24 protein-coding genes are annotated in these 23,333 nt (G+C 61.0%); 4 read left to right on the plus strand and 20 right to left on the minus strand.

What is annotated here, in order from left to right:
- Positions 1 to 22: 22 nt before the first annotated feature.
- The 4 genes from CAG25_RS07250 to leuA all read left to right on the plus strand — a co-directional run bounded on the left by CAG25_RS07250 (position 23) and on the right by leuA (position 5,148).
- Positions 23 to 910 carry a LysR family transcriptional regulator gene (locus CAG25_RS07250; protein WP_085610915.1) on the plus strand — a complete coding sequence of 296 codons (888 nt, stop codon included), beginning with the start codon at positions 23 to 25 and terminating at the stop codon, positions 908 to 910.
- Between the two features lie 10 nt (positions 911 to 920).
- Positions 921 to 2,300 carry an exodeoxyribonuclease VII large subunit gene (gene xseA / locus CAG25_RS07255; RefSeq protein WP_007956669.1) on the plus strand — a complete coding sequence of 460 codons (1,380 nt, stop codon included), beginning with the start codon at positions 921 to 923 and terminating at the stop codon, positions 2,298 to 2,300.
- A 3-nt stretch (positions 2,301 to 2,303) separates the two neighbouring features.
- Positions 2,304 to 3,125, plus strand: coding sequence for a peptidoglycan DD-metalloendopeptidase family protein (locus CAG25_RS07260; protein WP_085610916.1), 822 nt, complete (start codon positions 2,304 to 2,306; stop codon positions 3,123 to 3,125).
- 343 nt (positions 3,126 to 3,468) lie between these two features.
- A complete protein-coding gene (gene leuA, locus CAG25_RS07275; protein WP_064599237.1) occupies positions 3,469 to 5,148 on the plus strand; it encodes a 2-isopropylmalate synthase in 1,680 nt (559 codons plus the stop codon).
- Positions 5,149 to 5,351: 203 nt separating this feature from the next.
- On the opposite strand, the gene CAG25_RS07280 is transcribed toward leuA, so the two are convergent.
- The 20 genes from CAG25_RS07280 to cysE all read right to left on the minus strand — a co-directional run bounded on the left by CAG25_RS07280 (position 5,352) and on the right by cysE (position 23,331).
- Entirely contained in the window at positions 5,352 to 6,143 is a 792-nt protein-coding gene (locus CAG25_RS07280) for an amidohydrolase (protein WP_085610918.1), read from the minus strand.
- The gene (locus tag CAG25_RS07285) at positions 6,131 to 7,279 is read right to left on the minus strand and encodes a pyridoxal phosphate-dependent aminotransferase (RefSeq protein WP_085610919.1); all 1,149 of its coding nucleotides are present in this window, start codon (positions 7,277 to 7,279) and stop codon (positions 6,131 to 6,133) included. The genes CAG25_RS07280 and CAG25_RS07285 overlap by 13 nt, the downstream gene beginning before the upstream one ends.
- Positions 7,280 to 7,398: 119 nt before the next feature.
- Positions 7,399 to 8,871 carry a ribosome biogenesis GTPase Der gene (gene der, locus CAG25_RS07290; RefSeq protein WP_007956675.1) on the minus strand — a complete coding sequence of 491 codons (1,473 nt, stop codon included), beginning with the start codon at positions 8,869 to 8,871 and terminating at the stop codon, positions 7,399 to 7,401.
- A gap of 136 nt (positions 8,872 to 9,007) precedes the next feature.
- Complete coding sequence (bamB, locus tag CAG25_RS07295; protein WP_085610920.1) at positions 9,008 to 10,159, minus strand: outer membrane protein assembly factor BamB; 1,152 nt, start codon at positions 10,157 to 10,159, stop codon at positions 9,008 to 9,010.
- Positions 10,152 to 10,793: a tetratricopeptide repeat protein gene (locus CAG25_RS07300; protein WP_011335807.1), complete on the minus strand. Its 642-nt coding sequence runs from the start codon at positions 10,791 to 10,793 to the stop codon at positions 10,152 to 10,154. The genes bamB and CAG25_RS07300 overlap by 8 nt, the downstream gene beginning before the upstream one ends.
- Positions 10,794 to 10,834: 41 nt before the next feature.
- Positions 10,835 to 12,124 carry a histidine--tRNA ligase gene (gene hisS / locus CAG25_RS07305; RefSeq protein ID WP_064383908.1) on the minus strand — a complete coding sequence of 430 codons (1,290 nt, stop codon included), beginning with the start codon at positions 12,122 to 12,124 and terminating at the stop codon, positions 10,835 to 10,837.
- A 22-nt stretch (positions 12,125 to 12,146) separates the two neighbouring features.
- Positions 12,147 to 13,256 (minus strand): flavodoxin-dependent (E)-4-hydroxy-3-methylbut-2-enyl-diphosphate synthase, encoded by a 1,110-nt coding sequence (ispG, locus tag CAG25_RS07310; protein WP_007956680.1) that lies wholly within the window; start codon positions 13,254 to 13,256, stop codon positions 12,147 to 12,149.
- A 3-nt stretch (positions 13,257 to 13,259) separates the two neighbouring features.
- Positions 13,260 to 14,318: a RodZ domain-containing protein gene (locus CAG25_RS07315; RefSeq protein WP_085610921.1), complete on the minus strand. Its 1,059-nt coding sequence runs from the start codon at positions 14,316 to 14,318 to the stop codon at positions 13,260 to 13,262.
- On the minus strand, positions 14,318 to 15,076 hold the full coding sequence (pilW, locus tag CAG25_RS07320; RefSeq protein ID WP_007956682.1) for a type IV pilus biogenesis/stability protein PilW: 759 nt from the start codon (positions 15,074 to 15,076) through the stop codon (positions 14,318 to 14,320). The genes CAG25_RS07315 and pilW overlap by 1 nt, the downstream gene beginning before the upstream one ends.
- Positions 15,077 to 15,088: 12 nt before the next feature.
- Entirely contained in the window at positions 15,089 to 16,237 is a 1,149-nt protein-coding gene (gene rlmN, locus CAG25_RS07325) for a 23S rRNA (adenine(2503)-C(2))-methyltransferase RlmN (RefSeq protein WP_007964428.1), read from the minus strand.
- A 29-nt stretch (positions 16,238 to 16,266) separates the two neighbouring features.
- On the minus strand, positions 16,267 to 16,692 hold the full coding sequence (gene ndk / locus CAG25_RS07330; protein WP_039765715.1) for a nucleoside-diphosphate kinase: 426 nt from the start codon (positions 16,690 to 16,692) through the stop codon (positions 16,267 to 16,269).
- A gap of 88 nt (positions 16,693 to 16,780) precedes the next feature.
- Positions 16,781 to 16,981 (minus strand): Fe-S cluster assembly protein IscX, encoded by a 201-nt coding sequence (iscX, locus tag CAG25_RS07335; protein WP_008084655.1) that lies wholly within the window; start codon positions 16,979 to 16,981, stop codon positions 16,781 to 16,783.
- A 14-nt stretch (positions 16,982 to 16,995) separates the two neighbouring features.
- A complete protein-coding gene (gene fdx, locus CAG25_RS07340) occupies positions 16,996 to 17,337 on the minus strand; it encodes an ISC system 2Fe-2S type ferredoxin (protein WP_007956685.1) in 342 nt (113 codons plus the stop codon).
- Entirely contained in the window at positions 17,337 to 19,202 is a 1,866-nt protein-coding gene (gene hscA, locus CAG25_RS07345) for a Fe-S protein assembly chaperone HscA (protein WP_085610922.1), read from the minus strand. The genes fdx and hscA overlap by 1 nt, the downstream gene beginning before the upstream one ends.
- A gap of 51 nt (positions 19,203 to 19,253) precedes the next feature.
- Positions 19,254 to 19,775: a co-chaperone HscB gene (gene hscB, locus CAG25_RS07350; RefSeq protein WP_085610923.1), complete on the minus strand. Its 522-nt coding sequence runs from the start codon at positions 19,773 to 19,775 to the stop codon at positions 19,254 to 19,256.
- A gap of 8 nt (positions 19,776 to 19,783) precedes the next feature.
- Entirely contained in the window at positions 19,784 to 20,107 is a 324-nt protein-coding gene (gene iscA, locus CAG25_RS07355; protein WP_003227904.1) for an iron-sulfur cluster assembly protein IscA, read from the minus strand.
- 34 nt (positions 20,108 to 20,141) lie between these two features.
- Entirely contained in the window at positions 20,142 to 20,528 is a 387-nt protein-coding gene (gene iscU / locus CAG25_RS07360; protein ID WP_003227907.1) for a Fe-S cluster assembly scaffold IscU, read from the minus strand.
- 101 nt (positions 20,529 to 20,629) lie between these two features.
- Positions 20,630 to 21,844: an IscS subfamily cysteine desulfurase gene (locus CAG25_RS07365; RefSeq protein ID WP_064599246.1), complete on the minus strand. Its 1,215-nt coding sequence runs from the start codon at positions 21,842 to 21,844 to the stop codon at positions 20,630 to 20,632.
- Between the two features lie 50 nt (positions 21,845 to 21,894).
- Entirely contained in the window at positions 21,895 to 22,386 is a 492-nt protein-coding gene (gene iscR, locus CAG25_RS07370) for a Fe-S cluster assembly transcriptional regulator IscR (protein WP_007956690.1), read from the minus strand.
- Between the two features lie 168 nt (positions 22,387 to 22,554).
- A complete protein-coding gene (gene cysE / locus CAG25_RS07375) occupies positions 22,555 to 23,331 on the minus strand; it encodes a serine O-acetyltransferase (RefSeq protein ID WP_007956691.1) in 777 nt (258 codons plus the stop codon).
- Between the last annotated feature and the right edge of the window lie 2 nt (positions 23,332 to 23,333).

Here is a 23,333-nt window from a genome sequence, read left to right on the forward strand (position 1 = left end):
CCATCTCGAAAAGGCATGCCTCGTGCTTTCAACCCGCCAATTGCGCTACTTCGTGGAAATCGCCGAGAGCGGCAGCTTCAGCGCCGCAGCCGAACGGCTGTTCATCGCTCAATCGGCGTTGAGCCGGCAGATCAAGGACATGGAAACCCGCCTGCAAACGCCGCTGTTCGAACGCACCGCACGCCAGCCCCGGCTCACCGCCGCTGGCGAAGCGTTTTTGCCCCGGGCGAGAAACCTGATCAATGAATTGAACAAGGCCAGCGCCCTGGCCACGGAAATCGGCCAGGGCCAGCGCGGCACCTTGCGCCTTTGTCACTCCAGCACCGTGCCGATCAGCGGCCGACTGTTGCGCGACATGAGCGCATATCTGGAGCAGCAACCCGGCGTTTCGCTGGACATCGGCACGCTCTCCTCGGAGGCGCAACTTGAAGAACTGGCCGAGGGCCGGCTCGATATCGGCCTTCTGCGGCTGCCGGTGCTGCGCCAGCGCGAGGGCGTTCAGATTGTGCCGCTCTACACCGAACGTTTGCTGCTTGCTGTGCCGGCGAATCATCGACTGGCGTTGGCGGAGGCCGTCGACCTGGCGCAATTGAAGGACGAAGCGTTCATCTCCATCCCGCATCCGCAGCGCGGCGGGCTGAGTTATTTGTGCGCCGACCTGTGCATGCGTCACGGCTTTTTCCCCCAGGCTGCTCGGGTGATGTCGCGCAAGACCACGCAATTGCAATTGATCCAGGCCGGATTCGGCATTGCTCTGTTGCCGGAATCGATGCAGGACATCGCGCCCGCCGGCGTGAGATTTCTGCCGCTGACCGGCGATTGCCAGAGCACCGTCGCCCTCGCTTCTCGGCAAAATCCCACACCTCTGGTGCAACACTTCCTCCAGACATTCACCGGCGAATGCCTTTAAACTGCGCCCCATGATTAAAGATCCCTTTGCAAGACTCGGCCTGGACCGCGAAGTCCTGACCGTCAGCCAGCTCAACGGCCGCGCGCGGGTGTTGCTCGAAGACGTGTTCAGCAACATCTGGGTCGAAGGCGAAATCTCCAACCTCGCCCGCCCGGCGTCCGGCCACGTGTATTTCACGCTCAAGGACAGTGGCGCGCAGGTGCGTTGCGCGCTGTTCCGCCAGAATGCGGCGCGGGTGCGTCAGGCGCTGAAGGATGGCCTGGCGGTCAAGGTGCGCGGCAAGGTCTCGCTGTTCGAAGGGCGTGGCGACTATCAGCTGATCCTCGACACCGTGGAGCCGGCCGGTGATGGTGCCCTGCGCCTGGCCTTCGATGCCTTGAAGGAAAAGCTCAGCGCCGAAGGCCTGTTCAGTGCCGAGCGCAAGGTGCCGCTGCCGGCGCACCCGCAGCGCATCGGCATCATCAGTTCGCCGACCGGCGCGGTGATTCGCGACATTATCAGCGTGTTCCGCCGCCGCGCGCCGCAGGTGCAACTGACGCTGATTCCCACCGCCGTTCAGGGCCGCGAAGCCACCGCGCAGATCGTCCGCGCCCTGAAACTGGCGGATGCCCGTGGGTTCGACGCGCTGATCCTGGCCCGTGGCGGCGGCTCGCTGGAAGACCTCTGGTGCTTCAATGAAGAAGCCGTGGCCCGGGCGGTCGATGCCTGTGTTACGCCGATCGTCAGCGCAGTCGGCCATGAAACCGATGTGTCGATCAGTGACTTCGTGGCGGATGTGCGTGCGCCGACGCCGTCCGCTGCTGCTGAACTGCTTGCCCCGGATTCCAGCCATCTGATCCGTCAGGTCGAAAGCCTGCATCGCCGGTTGGTGATGCGCATGCGTGACCGCTTGATGCGCGATCGCCTGCGCCTTGAAGGCATGACCCGCCGCTTGCGCCATCCTGGCGAGCGTCTGCGTCAACAGGCACAGCGCCTGGATGATCTGGACATGCGCATGCGTCGGGCGTTCGAGCGCCAGCTCAATACCCGTCGTGAACGCCTGATCCGCCTGGAAACCCGCCTCGCCGGGCAGCATCCGGGACGCCAGCTGGCCCTGTTGCGCCAGCGTCTCGACAGCCTCGCCGAGCGCCTGCCACGCGCGATGAACGAAGGCTTGAAACGCCGTCGCCTGCAGTTGCAAAGCCAGATGCAGACCCTGCACGTGGTCAGCCCGCTGGCGACTCTCGGCCGTGGCTACAGCATTCTTCTGGATGAGCGCGGCAACGCGATTCGCAACGCCGCGCAGACTCACACCGGCCAGCGCCTCAAGGCCAGACTGGGCGAAGGCGAACTGCAAGTGCGCGTCGAGGACAATCACCTGACGCCTGTCACTCTCTCTTTACTGGACTGATCCATGCCGCGTTTTCTTGCTCCGCTGCTGTTCCTGTGCCTGACCTTCAACGCCCACGCCGACAGTTACATCACCCGCCTGCTGAACAAACCGGTGCCGGGCGGCGTGGCGGTCGTCGATCTGGGGACCGCTGCGCAAGCGCCTAAAGCCACGTATCAGGGCAAACCGGTGCTGGTGGTCAAGGAGCAGAACAACTGGCTGGCGATTGTCGGCGTTCCGTTGACCGTCAAACCCGGCGTTCAGCAGATCAGCACTGGCGGACGTAACCTCAACTTCAATGTCGGTAACAAGAAATACCCGGAACAGCACATCACCCTGAAGAACACTCAGCAGGTCAACCCGAACCCGGCCAACCTCAAGCGCATCGAGGGCGAACTGGCCGAGCAGATCAAGGCCTACCGCAGCTTCAGCCCGAACACGCCGAGCAACCTGTTGCTGGACAAGCCGGTCAACGGGCCGCTGTCGAGCAAGTTCGGCGTGCGCCGTTTCTTCAACGGTGAAGAGCGCAATCCGCACGCAGGTCTGGACTTCGCGGTGCCGGCGGGCACACCGATCAAGACCCCGGCGGCGGGCAAGGTGATCCTGATCGGCAACTACTTCTTCAATGGCAACACCGTGTTCGTCGACCACGGCCAGGGCTTCATCAGCATGTTCTGCCACATGTCGAAGATTGATGTGCAGAACGGCCAGCAACTGGCGCGCGGTGCGGTGGTGGGCAAGGTTGGCGCTACAGGTCGGGCGACCGGGCCGCACATGCACTGGAACGTCAGCCTGAACGATGCGCGGGTCGATCCGGCGATTTTCATTGGGGCTTTCCAGCCTTGATTTCAGTCTGAACCCCCACCAGCAGGGATTGCGCACGACGAATGGTCCGCGCAATCCCGGCCAACAATAAGCGCGATTTCAAGAATAAAATCTCGGAAAAAACCGCTTTCCGGGTATTCCTCTCAATTTTTTCCGACTGCTTGCCATCCTCATCCCTCGCGGTTAGGGTTGAGGGCATGAAAACCTCTCACACCCTCATTCAGCTTCGCCAGCACCGCAGCCTGTGCCTCGTCAGCGCACGACTGCCGGGCTGAATCGCTGCGCCTCGTCCCACGCTTTTCCAAGAACGTTCGTTACACCGGCAGGCCGCCTCTTTTCGGCCCAGACAATAAGGAATTTCCCGATGAGCATGCTCAAAGACCCGTCTTCGAAATACCGCGCGTTTCCTGTGATCAACCTGCCGGACCGCACCTGGCCGTCGAAAACCATCAATGCCGCGCCGATCTGGTGCAGCTCCGACCTGCGTGACGGCAACCAGTCGTTGATCGAGCCAATGGACGCGGTGAAAAAACTGCGCTTCTGGAAAACCCTGGTGCAAGTGGGCGTGAAGGAAATCGAGGCGTCGTTCCCGGCCGCTTCGCAAACCGACTTCGACTTCGTGCGCACTTTGATCGAAGACGGCCACATCCCGGACGACACCACTATTCAAGTGCTGACTCAGGGCCGTGAAGACCTGATCGAGCGCACTTTCGAATCCCTGCGCGGGGCGAAAAAAGCCATCGTTCACCTGTACAACGCCACCTCCCCTTCTTTCCGTCGCATCGTCTTCAACCAGGACAAGGATGGGATCAAGGCCATCGCCGTCAACGCTGCCAAGCTGTTCGTCAAATACGCCGCCATGCAGCCGGACACCGAGTGGACCTTCGAGTACTCGCCGGAAACCTTCAGCGCCACCGAGCTGGAATTCGCCAAGGAAGTCTGTGACGCGGTGATCGAGGTCTGGAACCCGACGCCTGAGCACAAGATCATCCTCAACCTGCCGGCCACCGTTGAATGCGCGACGCCGAACGTCTACGCCGACCAGATCGAGTGGTTCCACCGCAACATCAACCGTCGTGACAGCGTGATCATCAGCCTGCACACCCACAACGACCGTGGCACCGGCGTGGCCGCCACCGAGCTGGGCCTGATGGCCGGCGCCGACCGCGTCGAAGGCTGCCTGTTCGGCAACGGCGAGCGTACCGGCAACGTCGACCTCGTGACCGTGGCACTGAACATGTACACCCAGGGCCTCGACCCGCAACTGGACTTCTCCGACATCGACGGCGTGCGCAAAGTCGTCGAAGAGTGCAACCAGATCCAGGTTCACCCGCGTCACCCGTACGTCGGCGACCTGGTCCACACCGCCTTCTCCGGCTCCCACCAGGACGCGATCCGCAAGGGCTTCGCCCAGCAGAAATCCGACGCACTGTGGGAAGTACCGTACCTGCCGATCGACCCGGCCGACATCGGCCGCAGCTACGAGGCGGTGATCCGCGTCAACAGCCAGTCGGGCAAGGGCGGCATCGCCTACTTGCTGGAACAGGAATACGGCATCAGCCTGCCACGTCGCATGCAGATCGAATTCAGCCAGGTCGTGCAGCGTGAAACCGACCGCCTGGGTCTGGAGATGACCGCGCAGCAAATCCACGCGCTGTTGCACAGCGAATACCTGCAAGCCAACACCCCGTACGCGCTGGTCAGCCATCGCCTGCAGGAAGAAAACGGCAACAGCGCCGTCGAAGTGGAAGTGGCGAGCAAGGGTCAGGGCGAAACCAACCTGCACTGGCGCGGCAAGGGCAACGGCGCGCTGGAAGCGCTGGTGGCCGGTCTGCCGATTCCGGTGGAGATCATGGACTACAACGAACACGCCATTGGCGCGGGCACCAACGCCAAGGCGGCGGCCTACATCGAATTGCGTGTGAACGGCGAACGTGCGGTGCACGGCGTGGGCATCGATGAAAACATCACCACCGCCAGCTTCAAGGCCCTGTTCAGCGCGCTGAACCGCTCGCTGAGCCAGCCGGAAGCGAAAGCGGCGTAACTTGACCGCTGCAATACGAAAGGCCCCGGAGTGCGAACTCCGGGGCCTTTTTTTGCCTGCCATTTTAGTGCTGTCTGTAATGACCCCTTCGCGGGCAAGCCCGCTCCCACAGGGGACGCCGGTGCACCCCAGACTCATGCACACCATAGAACACTGTGGGAGCGGGCTTGCCCGCGAAAAGGCTTTTGCAGACGCTGCAAATGTCAGGTGAACTCGAAGGTGTCGGCATCCAGATTCGCCGGGAACCGCTCGCGGTAAGCCGCCAGCGAAGCCGCTTCCAGAACCACCTTGAACAGCCCGTCAGCCTCTCCCGCCGCCAGCAACGTCTCGCCCTGGAAATCCAGCACCTGACTGTCGCCGGTATACGCAAAACCCTTGCCATCGGTTCCAACCCGGTTGACCGCCGCCACATAACAAAGGTTTTCAATGGCCCGAGCCGGCAGCAACCGGTTCCAGTGCTGCCGTCGCGCACCCGGCCAGTTGGCGGTGTACAGCAGCAGATCGGTGTCCTGAGCGTCGCGACTCCACACCGGGAAGCGCAAGTCGTAGCAGATCAGCGGCCGCACCCGCCAGCCCTTGAGCTCGAACTGCACCTGGCGCTCGCCGGGGGTGTAGTGGTTGTGCTCGCCGGCCATGCGGAACAGGTGACGCTTGTCGTAATGCAGCACCTCGCCGTCCGGCCGCGCCCACAGCAAACGGTTGCGGTGGCTGCCATCGGCGGCCTGGATGATCACGCTGCCCGTGACGACCGCGTTCAGCTTCGCCGCCTGGGCCCGCAGCCATTTGCTGGTCGGGCCGTTTTCGGCTTCGGCCAGGGTTTCGGATTCCATGGAAAATCCGGTGGTGAACATTTCCGGCAGGATGATCAGGTCGGCACCGCGCGCCTGTTCGAGCAAAACGTCGAAATGCTCGAGATTGGCCTGACGATCATGCCAGGCCAGGCTGGTCTGGATCAGCGCCAGATTCAGATCGGGCAACGCACTCAGATCACGCATAGTTTGGCCGCCGCTTCCCGCAGCGTCTCCTCACGTTTGGCAAAGCACAGGCGCACCAGACGCTGGCCTTGCGGTGGATTCTGGTAGAACACCGACACCGGAATGCTCGCCACGCCGTGCTCGCGGGTCATCCACATCGCCATCTCGACATCGTTCAGATCGGGGCGAATCTGCGAGTAATCAACCAGTTGGAAATAGGTGCCGGTGACCCGGGTGAAACTGAATCGCGACGGCGCCAGCAGATCACAGAACAGATCGCGCTTGGCCTGATAGAAACCCGGCAGCTCTTCAACGTGTTCCGGATGCTCGGCCATGTAATCGGCCAGGGCGTACTGCAACGGTGTCACGCCGCAGAAACTGACGTACTGGTGCACTTTACGCAGCTCTGCCGTCAGGGCCGGCGGCGCCACGACGTAGCCGGTTTTCCAGCCGGTGACGTGATAAGTCTTGCCGAACGAGCTGACCACGAAGGCGCGCTGATACAGCTCTTCATGGGCCAGCACGCTGACGTGCGGCACGCCGTCGAATACCAGGTGTTCGTAGACTTCGTCGCTGATCACGTAGATGTCGCGGTCACGGATCAACGCCGCCAGTTGATCCAGCTCGGCACGGCTGATCAATGCACCGCTCGGGTTGTGCGGGGTGTTGAGGATGATCATCCGCGTGCGCGGGCTCAAGGCTGCGCTGAGCTTGTCGAAGTCGATGGAGAAATCCTTCAGCCCAAGTTGCACATGCACGCAGCGCCCACCGGCCAGTTCCACCGACGGCTCGTAGCTGTCGTAGGCCGGGTCGAACACGATGACTTCGTCGCCGCTGTGGATAACCGCCTGGATCGCACAGAAAATCGCCTGGGTGGCGCCGGGGGTCACGGTCACTTCATTGTCGGCATCGACGTTGGCGCCATAACTGCGGGCGATCTTTGCCGCAATCTGCTGGCGCAGCGCCGGCAGGCCGGTCATGGGCGAATACTGGTTATGGCCACTGGCGATGTGTCGACCGACTGCGTCGCGCAGTGCCTGCGGGCCGTCGAAATCGGGAAAACCCTGGGAAAGGTTGATCGCTCCGGTCTGCGCCGCGAGCTGAGACATCTGCGTGAAAATAGTGATGCCGACATTCGGCAGCTTGCTGGTGATCATCGGGGTTCCCTGCTCTGCCCCGGCTCTGACGACGGCGCGGGAGAGCCCGAGGATAGCCCATCCGGCGCCCATAAAAAAAGGGCGCCAAACGGCGCCCCTTCTCTCTGTTCGCAACGACCTTACTTCTTGTCGCGGCGCTTCTTGCTGGCTTTCTTGTTGTGCGACATCAAGCGACGCTTCTTGTTGACCTGGCGGTCGGTCAGCGTGTTCTTGTTGCCTTCGTACGGGTTCTCGCCACCCTTGAACTCGATACGGATCGGCGTACCGACCAGTTTGAGCACACGGCGGTAAGTGTTTTCCAGATAGCGCACGTACGACTTCGGCACTTTCTCGATCTGGTTGCCGTGGATCACAATGATCGGCGGGTTCGCACCACCCAGGTGAGCGTAACGCAGCTTGATCCGGCGGCTGTTGACCATCGGCGGCTGGTGCTCGCTGACCGCGTCTTCGAGAATCTGCGTCAGGCGGCTGGTCGGCCAGCGGGTGACCGCCGACTTGAACGAGTTCTGCACCGAGGCGTAAAGGTTGCCCACGCCGGTACCGTGCAGTGCCGAGATAAAATGGATATCGGCGAAATCAACGAAGAACAACCGACGCTGCAACTCGACCTTCACGAAGTCGCGCTCGCTTGGCGTCATGCCGTCCCATTTGTTGATCGCGATCACCAGCGCACGACCTGCTTCAAGGGCGAAGCCCAGCAGGTTGAGGTCGTGATCGACCACGCCTTCGCGGGCGTCCATCACGAAGATCACCACGTTGGCGTCTTTGATCGCCTGCAGGGTTTTGACCACGGAGAATTTTTCGACTTCTTCGTGGATCTTGCCGCGCTTGCGTACACCGGCGGTGTCGATCAGCGTGTACTTCTCGTCGTTACGCTCGAACGGGATGTAAATACTGTCGCGGGTGGTGCCGGGCTGGTCGTAGACGATTACCCGGTCTTCACCGAGCATGCGGTTGACCAGGGTCGACTTGCCGACGTTCGGCCGGCCGATGATGGCGATCTTGATCCCGTCTTTTTCGCTCGGACCAGGAATGCGCTTGGCTTCCTCGCCTTCGGCGACCACTTCTTCCTCTTCACCTTCCGCCGGCTCGTCATCGTCGCGCGGGAAGTCGCTCAGGGCGGCTTCCAGCAATTGCGTGATGCCGCGACCGTGGGCGCCGGCGATCGGAATCGCGTGGCCCATGCCCAGCGGGGCGAATTCGGCGCGGGCCATTTCCGGGTCGATGTTGTCGACCTTGTTGGCCACCACGTGGGAACGCTTGTTACGTTTGCGCAAGTGTTCGGCGATCATCTGGTCGGCGGCAGTGAAACCCGCCTTGGCATCTACCAGGAACAGAACGACATCCGCTTCTTCGATGGCCAGCAGCGACTGCTCGGCCATTTTTTCGTCCATACCATGCTCGTCACCGGAGATACCGCCGGTGTCGATCAGAATGTAGGAACGCCCTTGCCACTTGGCCTCACCGTACTGGCGATCACGGGTCAGACCGGACAAGTCGCCGACGATGGCGTCACGAGTCCTGGTCAGGCGGTTGAACAAGGTGGACTTGCCGACGTTCGGTCGGCCCACCAGGGCGATTACGGGAACCATGCGGCTCTCCACTTCGTTATTTCAGAAAATACAAAAGCCGCTGCGAGGCAGCGGCTGGTGCTCGGGGCAACACCCGTGGGTGCTGCAAACCCTGCAGAAGCAAGGCCGCCTGGGGAATTAACCCCAAGCATAGTTGTTACTTGATGGTCAGGGCTTCCAGTTTGCCGCTGTTGCCATACACATAAATCGTGTCACCCACCACCAGCGGACGGGCACGCAGGCCGTCGCTGTCGATGCGCTCGCGGCCGACGAAACGACCGTCCACCTGACTCAGCAGGTGCAGGTAACCTTCCAGGTCACCGACAGCAACGTAACTGGAGAACACTTCCGGCGCCGACAGTTGACGACGGGCCAGCGAGTCGTTGCTCCACAGGGCTGTGGTGGAACGCTCGTCGACGCCTTCAACGGTGCCCGACGACAGGCTTACGTAGACGTTGCCGAAACCCTGGGCAACACCGGCGTAGCTCGACGCGTCGCGCTGCCAGAGTTGACGGCCGCTTTCCAGATCCAGTGCCGCAACGCGACCCTGATAGCTGGCAACGTACAAGGTACCGCCGGACAGCAGCAGACCGCCGTCGATGTCGACCACGCGCTCCAGTTCCGAACGACCTTGTGGAATCGCGATCCGCTGTTCCCAGACCGGCACGCCGTTGGAAATGTCGAGAGCGACCACTTTACCGGTCGACAGGCCAGCCACCGCGAGGCGGTTGGTGACAATCGGTGCGCTGGTGCCGCGCAGGGTCAGTACGGCTGGCGTGCTGTCATACACCCAACGTTGGTTGCCGGTGGCCGCGTCCAGACCGATCAGACGATCGTCCTGGGTCTGTACCACCACCACGTCACCGTTGCTGGCCGGTGGCGCGAGGACTTCGCTGTTGACGCGCGAGCGCCACTTTTCTTCACCGTTGATGGCGTCGAGGGCAACGACTTCACCGCGCAGGGTGCCGACCATGACCAGACCGTAACCCACGCCAACGGCGCCGGACACAGGCAGTTCAAGGTCTTTCTTCCATTTCACGTCGCCGTTGCCGCGATCCAGGCCCATCACGATACCGGTCACATCGGCCGCGTAGATGGTGTCACCGTCGATCGCCGGCACCAGCATGTTGTAGGTTTCGCCCTGACCGTCACCGATCGAACGGCTCCACTGCTTGTGCAGGACCACTTCTTCTTTGAAGTCGGTCAGCTCGGCCGGTGGCAGTTCTTTTTTGCTGTTGCTGCTGCAACCCGCGGCCAGAATGGCCAGAGCCAGCAATGCTGCATGCTTCCAACGGATCACGTCACGCATCCCCTTTGGCCAGGTCGTCCAGCTTGATTTGAAGGCCACCGACCGCCGCTTCATCCGACAGTGCCGCCTTGGCTTTTTGATACGCCGCGTTCGCTTCGTCGGTACGGCCCAGTTGTACCAGCAGGTCGCCCTTGAGTTCTTCGCGAGTGGCCAGGAACGACTTGTCGGCATCGCCTTCGAGCAGTTTCAGGGCTTCATCGGCCTTGTTCTGTGCGCCCAGTACCTGCGCCAGCCGCTGACGGGCGATTTCGCCCAGCGCCGGGTTGGCCGGTTTGGCAACGATGGCCTTGAGTTCGGTCGCCGCGTCGTCCAGCTTGCCGCTGTCGACCGCGACCTTGGCCACGAACAGGCTGCCGTACTGCGCGTAGGCAGAACCGCCGAATTCGCTGTTGAGCTTGCCGGCCAGATCCGCAACGCGCGCGGCGTCAGGCTTGCCGTCCGGGGTCAGCGTGGTTTCCAGCAATTGCTGATAGAGCACCGAGGCGCCTTGCGACTGGTTGCTCTGATACTTGTGATATGCCTGCCAGCCGAACACGATGACCAGCGCCAACAGGCCGCCGGTGACCAGAGGTTTGCCGTTGCGTGTCCACCAGTCCTTCAAATCCGCCAACTGTTCGTCTTCGGTACTCGACACCCCAATACTCCTTAATCGCTAAATCGGCTGTTTGGACAGCTTCAACCCTGCACGACGCAGGTGGCCAGGTGTGCAGCGAGCGCATCCCAGGCAATGCTTTGTTGTTCGCCCTGGCCACGCAGGGGTTTGAAACCTACCACTTGCTGGGCCATTTCGTCGTCACCGAGGATCAGTGCGTACAGCGCACCGCTCTTGTCGGCTTTCTTGAACTGGCTCTTGAAGCTGCCGGCGCCGGCATTGACTTGCAGGCGCAGGTTGGGCAGTTGGTCGCGTACCCGCTCGGCCAGGGCCAGACCGGCCAGCTCTGCTTCTTCGCCGAAGGCGCAGAGATAGACGTCAACCTGACGGGAGATTTCTTCCGGGATCTGCTCCAGGGTTTCCAGCAGCAGTACCAGACGCTCGATGCCCATGGCGAAACCGACGCCCGGGGTCGGCTTCCCGCCCATCTGCTCGACCAGACCGTCATAGCGCCCACCCGCGCAGACGGTGCCCTGGGCGCCGAGCTTGTCGGTGACCCATTCGAATACGGTTTTGCTGTAGTAATCCAGACCACGCACCAGCTTCGGGTTGAGCACGTAAGGAATGCCGACGGCATCCAGACGGGCCTTCAGGCCTTCGAAGTGGGCACGGGATTCGTCATCCAGGTAGTCGGCCATTTTCGGCGCATCGACCAGCACGGCCTGGGTGTCGGCATTTTTGGTGTCGAGCACGCGCAGCGGGTTGGTTTTCAGGCGACGCTGGCTGTCTTCGTCCAGTTTGTCGTGGTGCGCCGAGAGGTACTCGACCAGCGCTTCACGATAACGGCCGCGGGACTCGCTGGTGCCGAGGCTGTTGAGCTCGAGCTTGACCGCATCGCGGATGCCCAGCTCGCCCCACAGGCGCCAGGTCATGATGATCAGTTCGGCGTCGATGTCCGGACCGTCGAGGTTGAACACCTCCAGACCGATCTGGTGGAACTGGCGATAACGGCCTTTCTGCGGACGCTCGTGACGGAACATCGGGCCGATGTACCAGAGTTTCTGCACCTGGCCACCGCCGGTGATGCCGTGCTCGAGCACCGCACGCACGCACGCGGCCGTGCCTTCCGGACGCAGGGTCAGCGAGTCGCCGTTGCGGTCTTCGAAGGTGTACATCTCTTTTTCGACGATGTCGGTCACTTCACCGATCGAGCGCTTGAACAGCTCGGTGAACTCGACGATCGGCATGCGGATCTGCTTGTAACCGTAGTTATCCAGCAGACGCGAAACGGTGCCTTCGAAATAGCGCCATACCGGCGTCTGTTCCGGCAGGATGTCGTTCATGCCACGAATGGCTTGCAGAGACTTGCTCACAGAAATTCCTTAGTTCGTTCGATCAGCCGCGCGCAATAACCGCTGCGTCAGCTTCGACCTTCTCGGCCGCTTTCTCGCGGATCAGCTTTTCCAGCTCGTCCACCAGATTGTCATTCGTCAGTTTCTGCGACGGCTTGCCGTCGATGTAAATCAGGTTTGGCGTGCCGCCGGTCAAGCCGATATGGGCTTCCTTGGCTTCGCCGGGGCCGTTGACCACGCAACCGATCACCGCGACATCCAGCGGCACCAGCAGGTCTTCAAGGCGCCCTTCCAGCTCGTTCATGGTCTTGACCACATCGAAGTTCTGCCGCGAGCAGCTCGGGCAGGCGATGAAGTTGATGCCACGGGAACGCAGATGCAAAGACTTGAGAATGTCGTAACCGACCTTCACTTCCTCGACCGGGTCGGCCGCCAGCGAGATGCGGATAGTATCGCCAATCCCCTCGGCGAGCAGCATACCTAGGCCCACGGCGGATTTCACTGTACCGGAGCGCAATCCACCGGCTTCGGTGATGCCCAGGTGCAGCGGCTGGACGATTTCCTTGGCCAGCAGACGGTAGGCTTCAACGGCCATGAACACGTCGGAAGCCTTCACGCTGACCTTGAAGTCCTGGAAATTCAGGCGCTCGAGGTGTTCGACGTGACGCAGGGCGGACTCGACCAGCGCGGCCGGCGTCGGCTCGCCGTATTTCTTCTGCAGGTCTTTTTCCAGCGAACCGGCGTTGACGCCGATGCGGATCGGAATCCCGCGGTCGCGGGCGGCATCGACCACCGCACGCACGCGGTCTTCGCGACCGATGTTGCCCGGGTTGATGCGCAGGCAGTCCACACCCAGTTCGGCCACGCGCAGAGCGATCTTGTAGTCGAAATGGATGTCGGCAACCAACGGCACCTTGACCAGTTGCTTGATCTTGCCGAACGCCTCGGCGGCGTCCATGTCCGGTACCGAAACACGGACGATGTCGACGCCGGCGGCTTCCAGACGGTTGATCTGCGCGACGGTGGCAGCGACGTCATTGGTGTCGCTGTTGGTCATGCTCTGCACAGCGATAGGGGCATCGCCGCCCACGGGCACGTTACCGACCCAGATCTTGCGCGATTCGCGACGTTTGATTGGAGATTCGCCGTGCATGACTTATTGACCCAATTTCAGGCGAGCGGTCTCGCCACTGGTGAACGGAGCGACATCGACCGGCTGGCCGTTGTAACTGACCTGCGCGCCACGGGCAACGCCCAGACGCACGGCAAACGGAGGCTTGCCGACGACAGACAGGCTGTCGCCCTTGCGCTTGAGGCCGCTGTACAGAACCTTGCCGCTGCCATCGGTCACTTGAGTCCAGCAATCGGCGATGAACTGCACCTGAACCTGGCCCTGACCTGCAGCCGGAGTAACTGGCGCTGTCGGCGCGGGTGCAGCGACGGCCGGGGCTGCCGGGGCAGCAACGGTCGGTGCAGGCGTGGCCGGAGCGGCAGGCGCTGGAGTTGTCGGAGCAGCCACCACAGGCGCTGGCGTATGAACCGGTGCAGCCGGAGTCGCGGCTGGCGCAGCAGATGCAGGAGCAACCGGTGCGGTCGCAGGAGCTGCGGCCTCGGTCTCGGCGCCGGTCGATTCAGCTGAAGTTTCCGATTGAGGCAGCGCCAGAGCGGTCGAGCCCTCGGCTTCGCCTTCCGCAACGGCCTGGTCTTCCGGCTCGTCCAGCGGATGAATCTGGGTGGTGCCGTCAGCGCCTTCGACTTCGACGTGCTCCGGCGCCAGGCCGATCAGGTCCTTGGTACGCAGGGAGGTCTGATCCTGCCACCAGACGAAACCGCCGCCGATGACCGCAATCAGCAGCAACAGGCTGACGATACGCAAAATGGTGTGGGAAACCCGTACCGGCTCTTCAATACGACCCAGAGCGTGGACGTTGCTGCCCTGGGAATCGGTGCCGGTGGACTGGTCGAATTGCTGGACCAGAACGGTCTGATCCATGCCGAGCAATTTGGCGTACGCGCGAATGTAGCCGCGAGCGAAAGTATGCCCGGGCAACTTGTCGAAGGCGCCGGCTTCAAGATTGCTCAGGGAAGTCACGGTGAGGTTGAGCTTGAGGGCCACTTCGGCCAGCGACCAGCCATTGCTTTCGCGGGCCTGGCGCAGGGTCTCACCGGGGTTAACGCGATTCGCTGCTACAACTTCGGGATGCGCCGCTTTCATCATTGCTCCGACAGGTATTGCTGATATTCCGGCGTACCGGGATAGAGTCGTTTTAATTGCAGGCCCGCACTGGCGGCCTTGTCGCGATCTTCAAATACTTTTGCCAACCGAACGGCGAGCAACAGACTACGTGCATTTTGCTCGGAGAGCTGGCTGAAACGGTCGTAATAGTCACGCGCGGGCACATAATGCCTGTCTTCGAATGACAACTCAGCCATTTCCAGCAATGCCCGTGGCTGCTGGCGGTTCAAACGCAGCGCTTTTTCCAGCTGCTGCTGCGCCAGATCACGCTGCCCGAGCTTCGCCGCCGTCATGCCGAGGTTCTCGAACACCCGCGAACGCTCAGGATACAGGGTATCGGCGGCCGCCTGTTCAAAACGCTCGTAGGCTTCCTTGTAACGCTGTTCTTCGTAGAGAAAACTGCCGTAGTTGTTGAGGATGCGCGCATCGGCGGGACGGGAGGACAAGGCTTTGCGGAAGTGTTCGTCAGCAAGCGCAGGTTCCATTTCGGCCTGGAACACCAGCCCCAGCGCGGCATTGGCGTCGGGATCCGAACCGTCCAGCTCCAGGGCTTTTTTCAGTGGAACCTTGGCCCGTTCGGTCATGCCCTGCTGCAAGTATCCCAGCCCCAGCTGCACGTAGGCAGCCCGCGCTTCGTCACGGCCCTTGCTGGTCTTCATCGGGTTGTAATCGCCCGACAGGACACAACCAGCACACAGGCTGGCCAACAGCAACAGCAGCGCAAAGCGCAGGGACATAGAGATCCTCTCTTAGTTAGTGTTCGCGGCGTTCTGTGCCAAATCGCTGTCGGCGCTCAATTCGCGCACGGCGATGTAACGTTCGCTGCGACGGGTGCGATCCAGCACCTGCCCTACCAATTGACCACAAGCCGCGTCGATGTCTTCACCACGGGTGGTGCGCACGGTGACGTTGAAACCGGCCTGGTGAAGCTGATCCTGGAACCGGCGGATGGCGTTGTTGCTCGGCCGCTCGTACCCGGAATGCGGGAACGGGTTGAACGGAATCAGGTTGATCTTGCATGGAATATCTTTGAGCAGCTCGATCATTTCCACGGCGTGCTCAAGCTTGTCGTTGACGTCCTTGAGCAAGGTGTACTCGATGGTCAGCACACGTTTCTCGCCAAGGGCGGACATGTAGCGCTGGCACGACTCGAGCAGCATCTTAAGCGGATATTTCTTGTTGATCGGCACCAATTGGTTACGCAATGCGTCATTCGGTGCGTGCAGGGACAACGCCAGGGATACGTCGATGTGCTTGGCCAGCTCATCGATCATCGGCACCACGCCCGATGTGGACAGGGTCACGCGGCGCTTGGAGATCCCGTAGCCCAGGTCATCCATCATCAGATGCATGGCGGCCACGACGTTATCGAAGTTCAGCAGCGGTTCGCCCATGCCCATCATCACCACGTTGGTGATGGCGCGGTCGATGGTAGCCGGAACACTGCCGAAGGATTTGTTGGCAATCCACACCTGACCGATGACTTCGGCGGCGGTGAGGTTGCTGTTGAAGCCTTGCTTGCCGGTGGAGCAGAAACTGCAGTCCAGGGCACAGCCTGCCTGGGACGAAACGCACAGAGTGCCGCGCTTGCCCTGGGGAATGTAAACGGTCTCGACACAGCTGCCGGACGCCACGCGCACCACCCACTTACGGGTGCCGTCGCTGGAAATGTCCTCGCTGACCACTTCGGGACCACGGACCTCAGCAACAGCCTTGAGCTTCTCGCGCAAGGCCTTGCTGACGTTCGTCATGGCGTCGAAATCATCGACGCCAAAGTGGTGAATCCATTTCATTACCTGACCGGCACGGAAACGCTTCTCCCCGATTGAGTCGAAGAATTTTTCCATTTCCGGCTGGGTCAGACCCAGCAGGTTGGTTTTAACAGTCGATGTAGTCATGGATTCACCTTCACTCTTTAAGCCAATGCTTAGCGAGTGGTTACTTCAGTAGCTGCGAAGAAGTAAGCGATTTCGCGAGCAGCAGCGGCTTCGGAGTCCGAACCGTGAACAGCGTTGGCGTCGATCGATTCAGCGAAGTCAGCACGGATGGTGCCTGGAGCAGCTTCTTTAGGGTTGGTAGCGCCCATCAGCTCACGGTTGCGAGCAATGGCGTTTTCGCCTTCCAGAACCTGAACGACAACTGGACCCGAAGTCATGAAGGCAACCAGGTCGCCGAAGAAACCACGAGCGCTGTGCTCAGCGTAGAAGCCTTCGGCTTCGGCTTTGGACAGTTGCTTCAGTTTCGAAGCTACAACGCGCAGGCCAGCGTCTTCGAAGCGAGTGGTGATCTTGCCGATCACGTTTTTAGCAACGGCGTCAGGCTTGATGATGGAGAAAGTACGTTGAACAGCCATGGTGTAACTCCAAAAACGGTAATTTGCGAAAAATTAAACCCGCGAATTATACGCGGGTTCTTGGGTATTGCCTAACCTGCGAGGACGATCAGTCCAATTCTTCGGCCCAGAGAGTCTGAACCGCCTCCAACACCTTCTCGCCAACACGACCAGAGGTATTGTCGAAATCCGGCAGCTCTTTGATCCATTGCTGCAGGTCGACGAAATTGACAGAAAACGGGTCTACACCCGGTTTGGCTTCCGCCAGCTCTTCTGCAATACGTTGAACATCATTCCAACCGTAGCTCATGACAGTCTTACCAGTCAGTGCGGCGCTTCGGCCGCATGGTTAAGCGAATATTTCGGAATTTCGACGGTGATGTCTTCTTCACCGACGATCGCCTGACAGGCCAGGCGCGACTGGGCTTCCAGGCCCCAGGCACGATCAAGGAAATCTTCCTCCAACTCGTCGGCTTCTTCCAGCGAGTCAAAACCCTCGCGAATGATGCAGTGACAAGTGGTGCAGGCGCAGACACCGCCGCAGGCGCTTTCCATCTCGATGTGGTGTTCGTGAGCCAGTTCGAGGATCGACGTGCCGGGTGCTGCGTCGACAACCATGCCTTCAGGGCAGAACTTCTCGTGGGGCAGAAAAATGACCTGCGGCATCAGATATCCTCGATTTCATTCAGATTGCGCCCGGACAGAGCGGCTTTCACCGTCTGATCCATACGACGGGCTGCAAAAGCATCGGTCACTTGCGACAGACGCTTGGTCTGCTGCTCGATGGCGTACCCATCGGTACCTTTCATCAGTTCGGTCAGTTCCTGCACTTGCAACTCGATGACCATGCGCTCTTCAGCGTCGAGCAAACGCTCGCCATCCGCCTCCAGAGCGCCCTGCACCGCTTCGATCAGGCGCTGGGCATCGACCTGCTGCTCGCGAAGAACGCGGGCGACTTTGTCGTCATTGGCGTGCTGGAACGAATCTTTCAGCATCTTGGCGATTTCGCCGTCGGTCAGGCCGTAGGACGGTTTGACCTGGATGCTCGCTTCAACGCCCGAACCCAGCTCACGGGCAGAGACGCTGAGCAGACCATCGGCATCGACCTGGAAGGTCACACGAATTTTTGCCGCACCAGCTACCATCGCCGGGATGCCGCGCAATTCGAAGCGAGCCAGGGAGCGACAATCGGAGATCAACTCACGCTCGCCCTGCAACACGTGGATCGCCATCGCCGACTGGCCGTCTTTATAAGTGGTGAAGTCCTGGGCACGAGCGACGGGGATGGTGGTGTTGCGTGGAATCACCTTCTCCATCAGGCCGCCCATGGTTTCCAGCCCCAGGGACAGCGGAATCACGTCGAGCAGCAGCAGTTCGCCGCCATCACGCTTGTTGCCGGCCAGCGTATCGGCCTGGATCGCAGCACCGATGGCCACCACTTGATCCGGGTCGATTTCGGTCAGCGGTTGACGACCAAAGGCTTCGGCGACGGCTTCGCGAACACGTGGAACGCGGGTCGAGCCACCGACCATGACCACAGCGTGCACGTCTTCCAGCTCGACGCCGGAATCGCGCACGGCGCGGCGGCAGGCTTTCAGGCTGCGAGCGACCATTGGCTCGATCAGCGCATCGAAGGCGTCGCGGGTCAGCTGTGCTTTCCAGTCGCCGTAGGCAACTTCAACACTGTCGGCATCCGTCAGGGCTTCTTTGGCTGCGCAGGCGGCTTGCAGCAGACTACGCTGTGCGCCCGGATCGAGGTCGGCGGACAAACCGGCGCTCTCGATGATCCAGCCGGCAATCGCGTGATCGAAATCATCGCCGCCCAGCGCGCTGTCGCCGCCGGTTGCCAAGACTTCGAAGACACCGCCAGTGAGGCGCAGAATCGAAATATCGAAGGTGCCGCCGCCCAGATCGTAAATGGCGACCAGGCCTTCGGCATGCTGATCCAGACCGTATGCCACCGCCGCAGCGGTCGGCTCGTTGAGCAGACGCAACACGTTCAGACCGGCAAGTTTCGCCGCGTCCTTCGTGGCCTGGCGCTGAGCATCGTCGAAGTACGCCGGAACGGTGATCACCGCGCCCACCAGCTCACCGCCAAGGGTGGCTTCGGCGCGCTGACGCAATACTTTCAGGATATCGGCGGAGACTTCGACCGGGCTTTTCGGGCCCTGCACGGTGTCGATGAACGGCATGTGCGATTCGCCACCGACAAAGCGGTACGGCAGTTGATCGCCCAATTGCTTGACGTCGGACAGACCACGACCCATCAGGCGCTTGACCGACAGCACGGTATTCAGGGGATCGGAGGATGCGGCCAGCTTGGCTGACTCGCCGACTTCGACGCGATCGGCGTGATAACGCACGGCGGAAGGCAGGATGACCCGCCCTTCGGCGTCGGCCAGCGGCTCGGAAAGACCACTGCGCAACGCAGCGACCAGCGAATTAGTAGTGCCCAAGTCAATCCCCACAGCCAGACGACGCTGGTGCGGTTGAGGACTTTGGCCGGGTTCGGCGATCTGCAGTAGGGCCATCGTGATCAGGACTTATCTGTATATCAGGCGTGCGACCGGAGCGGCACTGGGTTAATCGTCGAGGCGCTCTTCTAACTGGCGCACTTCGTAGGTGAGCTTGTCGAGGAACTGCATGCGCCGCATCAGGCGTTCGGCCTGTTCGCGCTGCGCTGCATCATCCCAACAGGCTGCGAAGCTTTCGTTGAGCTCTTCCTGGGCGGTTTTCAGGCGACGCTTGAACGCCGCGACACCGGCCAGGTCGGCACTGTCCTGCAGATCTTCGAGCTCTTCGCGCCATTGCATCTGCTGCAGAAGAAACTCGGGATCGTGGACGGTGACTTCCATCGGCACTTCATGCCCGCTGATGGTCAGCAGGTAGCGTGCACGCTGGGCCGGACTCTTGAGCGTCTGGTAGGCATCGTTGAGCCGTGCAGACTGCTCGAGCGCCGACCGCTGCTCGCGCTCGGAAGCATCGGCAAAGCGGTCAGGATGAACGGCGCGCGCCAGCTCGCGATAGCGCGTGGCCAACTGCTCAAGATCCAGACGGAAGCCCGGCTGCAGCTCGAATAAAGCGAAATGACAAGGAATACCCACGACAAGCCTCAGATGTTGAAGCTTTCGCCGCAGCCACATTCACCGCGTACGTTGGGGTTGTTGAACTTGAAGCCTTCGTTCAACCCTTCCTTGACGAAGTCGAGCTCGGTGCCGTCGAGGTAGGCCAGGCTCTTCGGGTCGATGATCACTTTCTCGCCGTGACTTTCGAACACCTGATCTTCTGCAACCACCTCATCGACAAACTCCAGCACGTAGGCAAGGCCGGAACAGCCCGTGGTGCGAACACCCAGACGAATCCCTTCACCCTTGCCGCGCCCATCGAGGGAGCGCCGCACGTGTCGAGCAGCCGCTTCTGTCATGCTGATAGCCATCGTTGACTCCTTACTCGTCGCCAAATCTTGAAAGTCAGATCAAGCCTTTCTTCTGCTTGTAATCGCGAACGGCCGCCTTGATGGCGTCTTCAGCGAGAACCGAGCAGTGGATTTTCACTGGCGGCAGGGCCAGTTCTTCGGCCAGCTGAGTGTTCTTGATGGTTTCAGCTTCGTCCAGGGTCTTGCCTTTCATCCACTCGGTAGCGAGGGAGCTGGAGGCGATAGCCGAACCACAGCCGTAGGTCTTGAACTTGGCGTCTTCGATAACGCCCTGATCGTTGACCTTGATTTGCAGACGCATCACGTCGCCGCACGCCGGAGCGCCGACCATGCCGGTGCCGACATCAGGATCTTCCGCGTTCATCTTGCCGACGTTACGCGGGTTTTCGTAGTGGTCGATGACCTTTTCGCTGTAAGCCATGATTCTCAATCCTCACTCATCAGGGCCGCTCTTGAGACCCTGCAACTGCGCTGCGTAAACCGCCGCGTCGCTACAGGATCTGTATCCGGCGGCTTCTATATTTAGTGTGCCGCCCACTCGATCTTCGAGATATCGACGCCGTCTTTGTACATGTCCCACAGCGGCGACAGAGCGCGCAGCTTGGTAACGGCCTCGCAGACTTTCTGCGCGGCGTAATCGATTTCTTCTTCGGTGGTGAAGCGGCCGAAGGTGAAACGGATCGAGCTGTGTGCCAGTTCGTCGTTGCGGCCCAGGGCGCGCAGTACGTACGAAGGCTCAAGCGACGCCGAGGTGCAGGCCGAACCGGACGAAACCGCCAGATCCTTGAGCGCCATGATCAGCGACTCACCTTCAACGTAGTTGAAGCTCAGGTTCAGGTTGTGCGGAACGCGTGCGGTCAGGCTGCCGTTGACGTACAGCTCTTCCAGGTGCTCGACCTGCTTGTAGAAACGGTCGCTCAACGCCTTGATACGGACGTTTTCGGCAGCCATGTCTTCCTTGGCCACACGGAACGCTTCACCCATGCCGACGATCTGGTGGGTCGCCAGGGTACCGGAACGCATGCCGCGCTCGTGACCGCCGCCGTGCATGGTCGCTTCGATGCGCACACGCGGCTTGCGGCTGACGTACAGCGCGCCGATGCCTTTAGGGCCGTAGGTCTTGTGGGCGGAGAACGACATCATGTCGACTTTCAGTTTCTGCAGGTCGATTTCGACCTTGCCGGTGGACTGAGCGGCGTCGACATGGAACAGGATGCCCTTGGAACGAGTCAGCTCGCCGATGGCGGCGATGTCGTTGACGGTGCCGATTTCGTTGTTCACGTGCATTACCGACACCAGGATGGTGTCTTCGCGCAGCGCGGCTTCGATCATGGCCGGGGTGATCAGGCCATCTTCGGTCGGATCGAGGTAGGTGACTTCGAAACCTTCACGCTCCAGTTGGCGCATGGTGTCGAGGACAGCCTTGTGTTCGATCTTGGAGGTGATCAGGTGCTTGCCCTTGGAGGCGTAGAAATGTGCCGCACCCTTGATTGCCAGGTTGTCGGACTCGGTGGCACCGGAGGTCCAGACGATTTCACGCGGGTCGGCGTTGACCAGATCGGCCACCTGACGACGGGCGTTTTCGACGGACTCTTCGGCTTTCCAGCCGAACACGTGGGAACGGGACGCCGGGTTACCGAAGTTTCCGTCGACCAGCAGGCATTCACTCATTTTTTGCGCAACGCGCGGATCGACCGGGGTGGTCGCAGAGTAATCAAGGTAAATCGGCAATTTCATGGACTATCTCCTAAATCAGGCTGGCTGGCGTGCCGCTAGCTCTCTGGCTGTCATTCGACGGCGGACGCTTCAATCTTGTCCAGGCGCGGCGCCTTGCCATTGCAACGACGCTGATCCTGACGCTGGGCCACTTCCTGCACCTCACGGCGAGTTACGAGGTCGGCCAAGCTGATACCGCTGAGAAATTCGTGAATCTGCAGGCTCAGGTCGCACCACAGGTGATGGGTCAGGCAGGTGTCACCGGAGTGACAGTCGCCCTGGCCCTGGCATTTTGTTGCATCGACCGATTCGTTCACCGCATCGATCACCTGAGCCACCTGGATGCCCTGCATGTCGCGGGACAACTGGTAGCCACCGCCCGGACCGCGAACACTGGAAACCAGGTTACTGCGGCGCAGCTTGGCGAAAAGCTGTTCGAGATAGGACAGGGAGATGCCTTGGCGCTCGGAGATATCGGCCAGGGACACCGGCCCGTGTTGCGCGTGCAACGCCAGGTCAAGCATGGCGGTCACGGCGTATCGGCCTTTTGTAGTCAGTCGCATGGACAATTACCACGGAGTTCGGAATGGGCGGGAGTATGCAATTCCCGAGCATTTAAGTCAACTATAAGACCTAGTGCTTTAGTCGGGTTTACCCGCAAAAGAGCGCGCGAATGATAGCAGGGTCTGCGGCCTAATGGCACACCGGTTGGCAGCAGCCCTGCAAGTGCGTCAGTGGAGCTTGGATTCGTCCTTACCCTTGACGCAGGCGAAGTCTTCTTCACGCAGCTCGGGCAGATCTTTCGCACAGTAATTACTGCCCAGATCCTTCAGCGCACCGCACATCCCCTCCAGACGCCCATCCACCGCTTGCAGGTGATCGAGCAACTGGCCGATGGCGCGCGCCACCGGGTCGGGCATGTCTTCGCTGACGCCGTAGGCATCGAAGCCGATCTTCTCGGCCATCGCCTTGCGTTTGGCGTCGGCCTCGTCATCGGACTTGACGATGATCCGCCCCGGAATCCCCACCACGGTGGCACCCGGAGGCACTTCCTTGGTGACCACGGCATTGGAACCGACCTTGGCGCCGGCACCCACAGTGAACGGACCGAGCACCTTCGCACCCGCTCCCACCACCACGCCATCGCCGAGGGTCGGGTGACGCTTGCCCTTGTTCCAGCTGGTACCGCCGAGCGTCACGCCCTGATAGATCGTCACGTCATCGCCGATTTCAGCGGTTTCGCCGATCACGATGCCCATGCCGTGGTCGATGAAGAAGCGTCGACCGACCTTGGCGCCCGGATGGATCTCGATCCCGGTCAGCCAGCGACCGAAGTTCGACACCAGCCGCGCCAGCCATTTCAGATCGTTGCGCCAGAGCATGCCGGCCAGTCGATGAATCCAGATCGCATGCATGCCGGGGTAGCAGGTCAGGACTTCAAAAGCGTTACGCGCCGCCGGGTCTCGGTGGAATACGCTCTGGATATCTTCACGCAAACGCTCGAACATCA

The organism is Pseudomonas sp. B16(2017) (assembly GCF_002113205.1).
GTDB classification, from domain to species: domain Bacteria; phylum Pseudomonadota; class Gammaproteobacteria; order Pseudomonadales; family Pseudomonadaceae; genus Aquipseudomonas; species Aquipseudomonas pharyngis.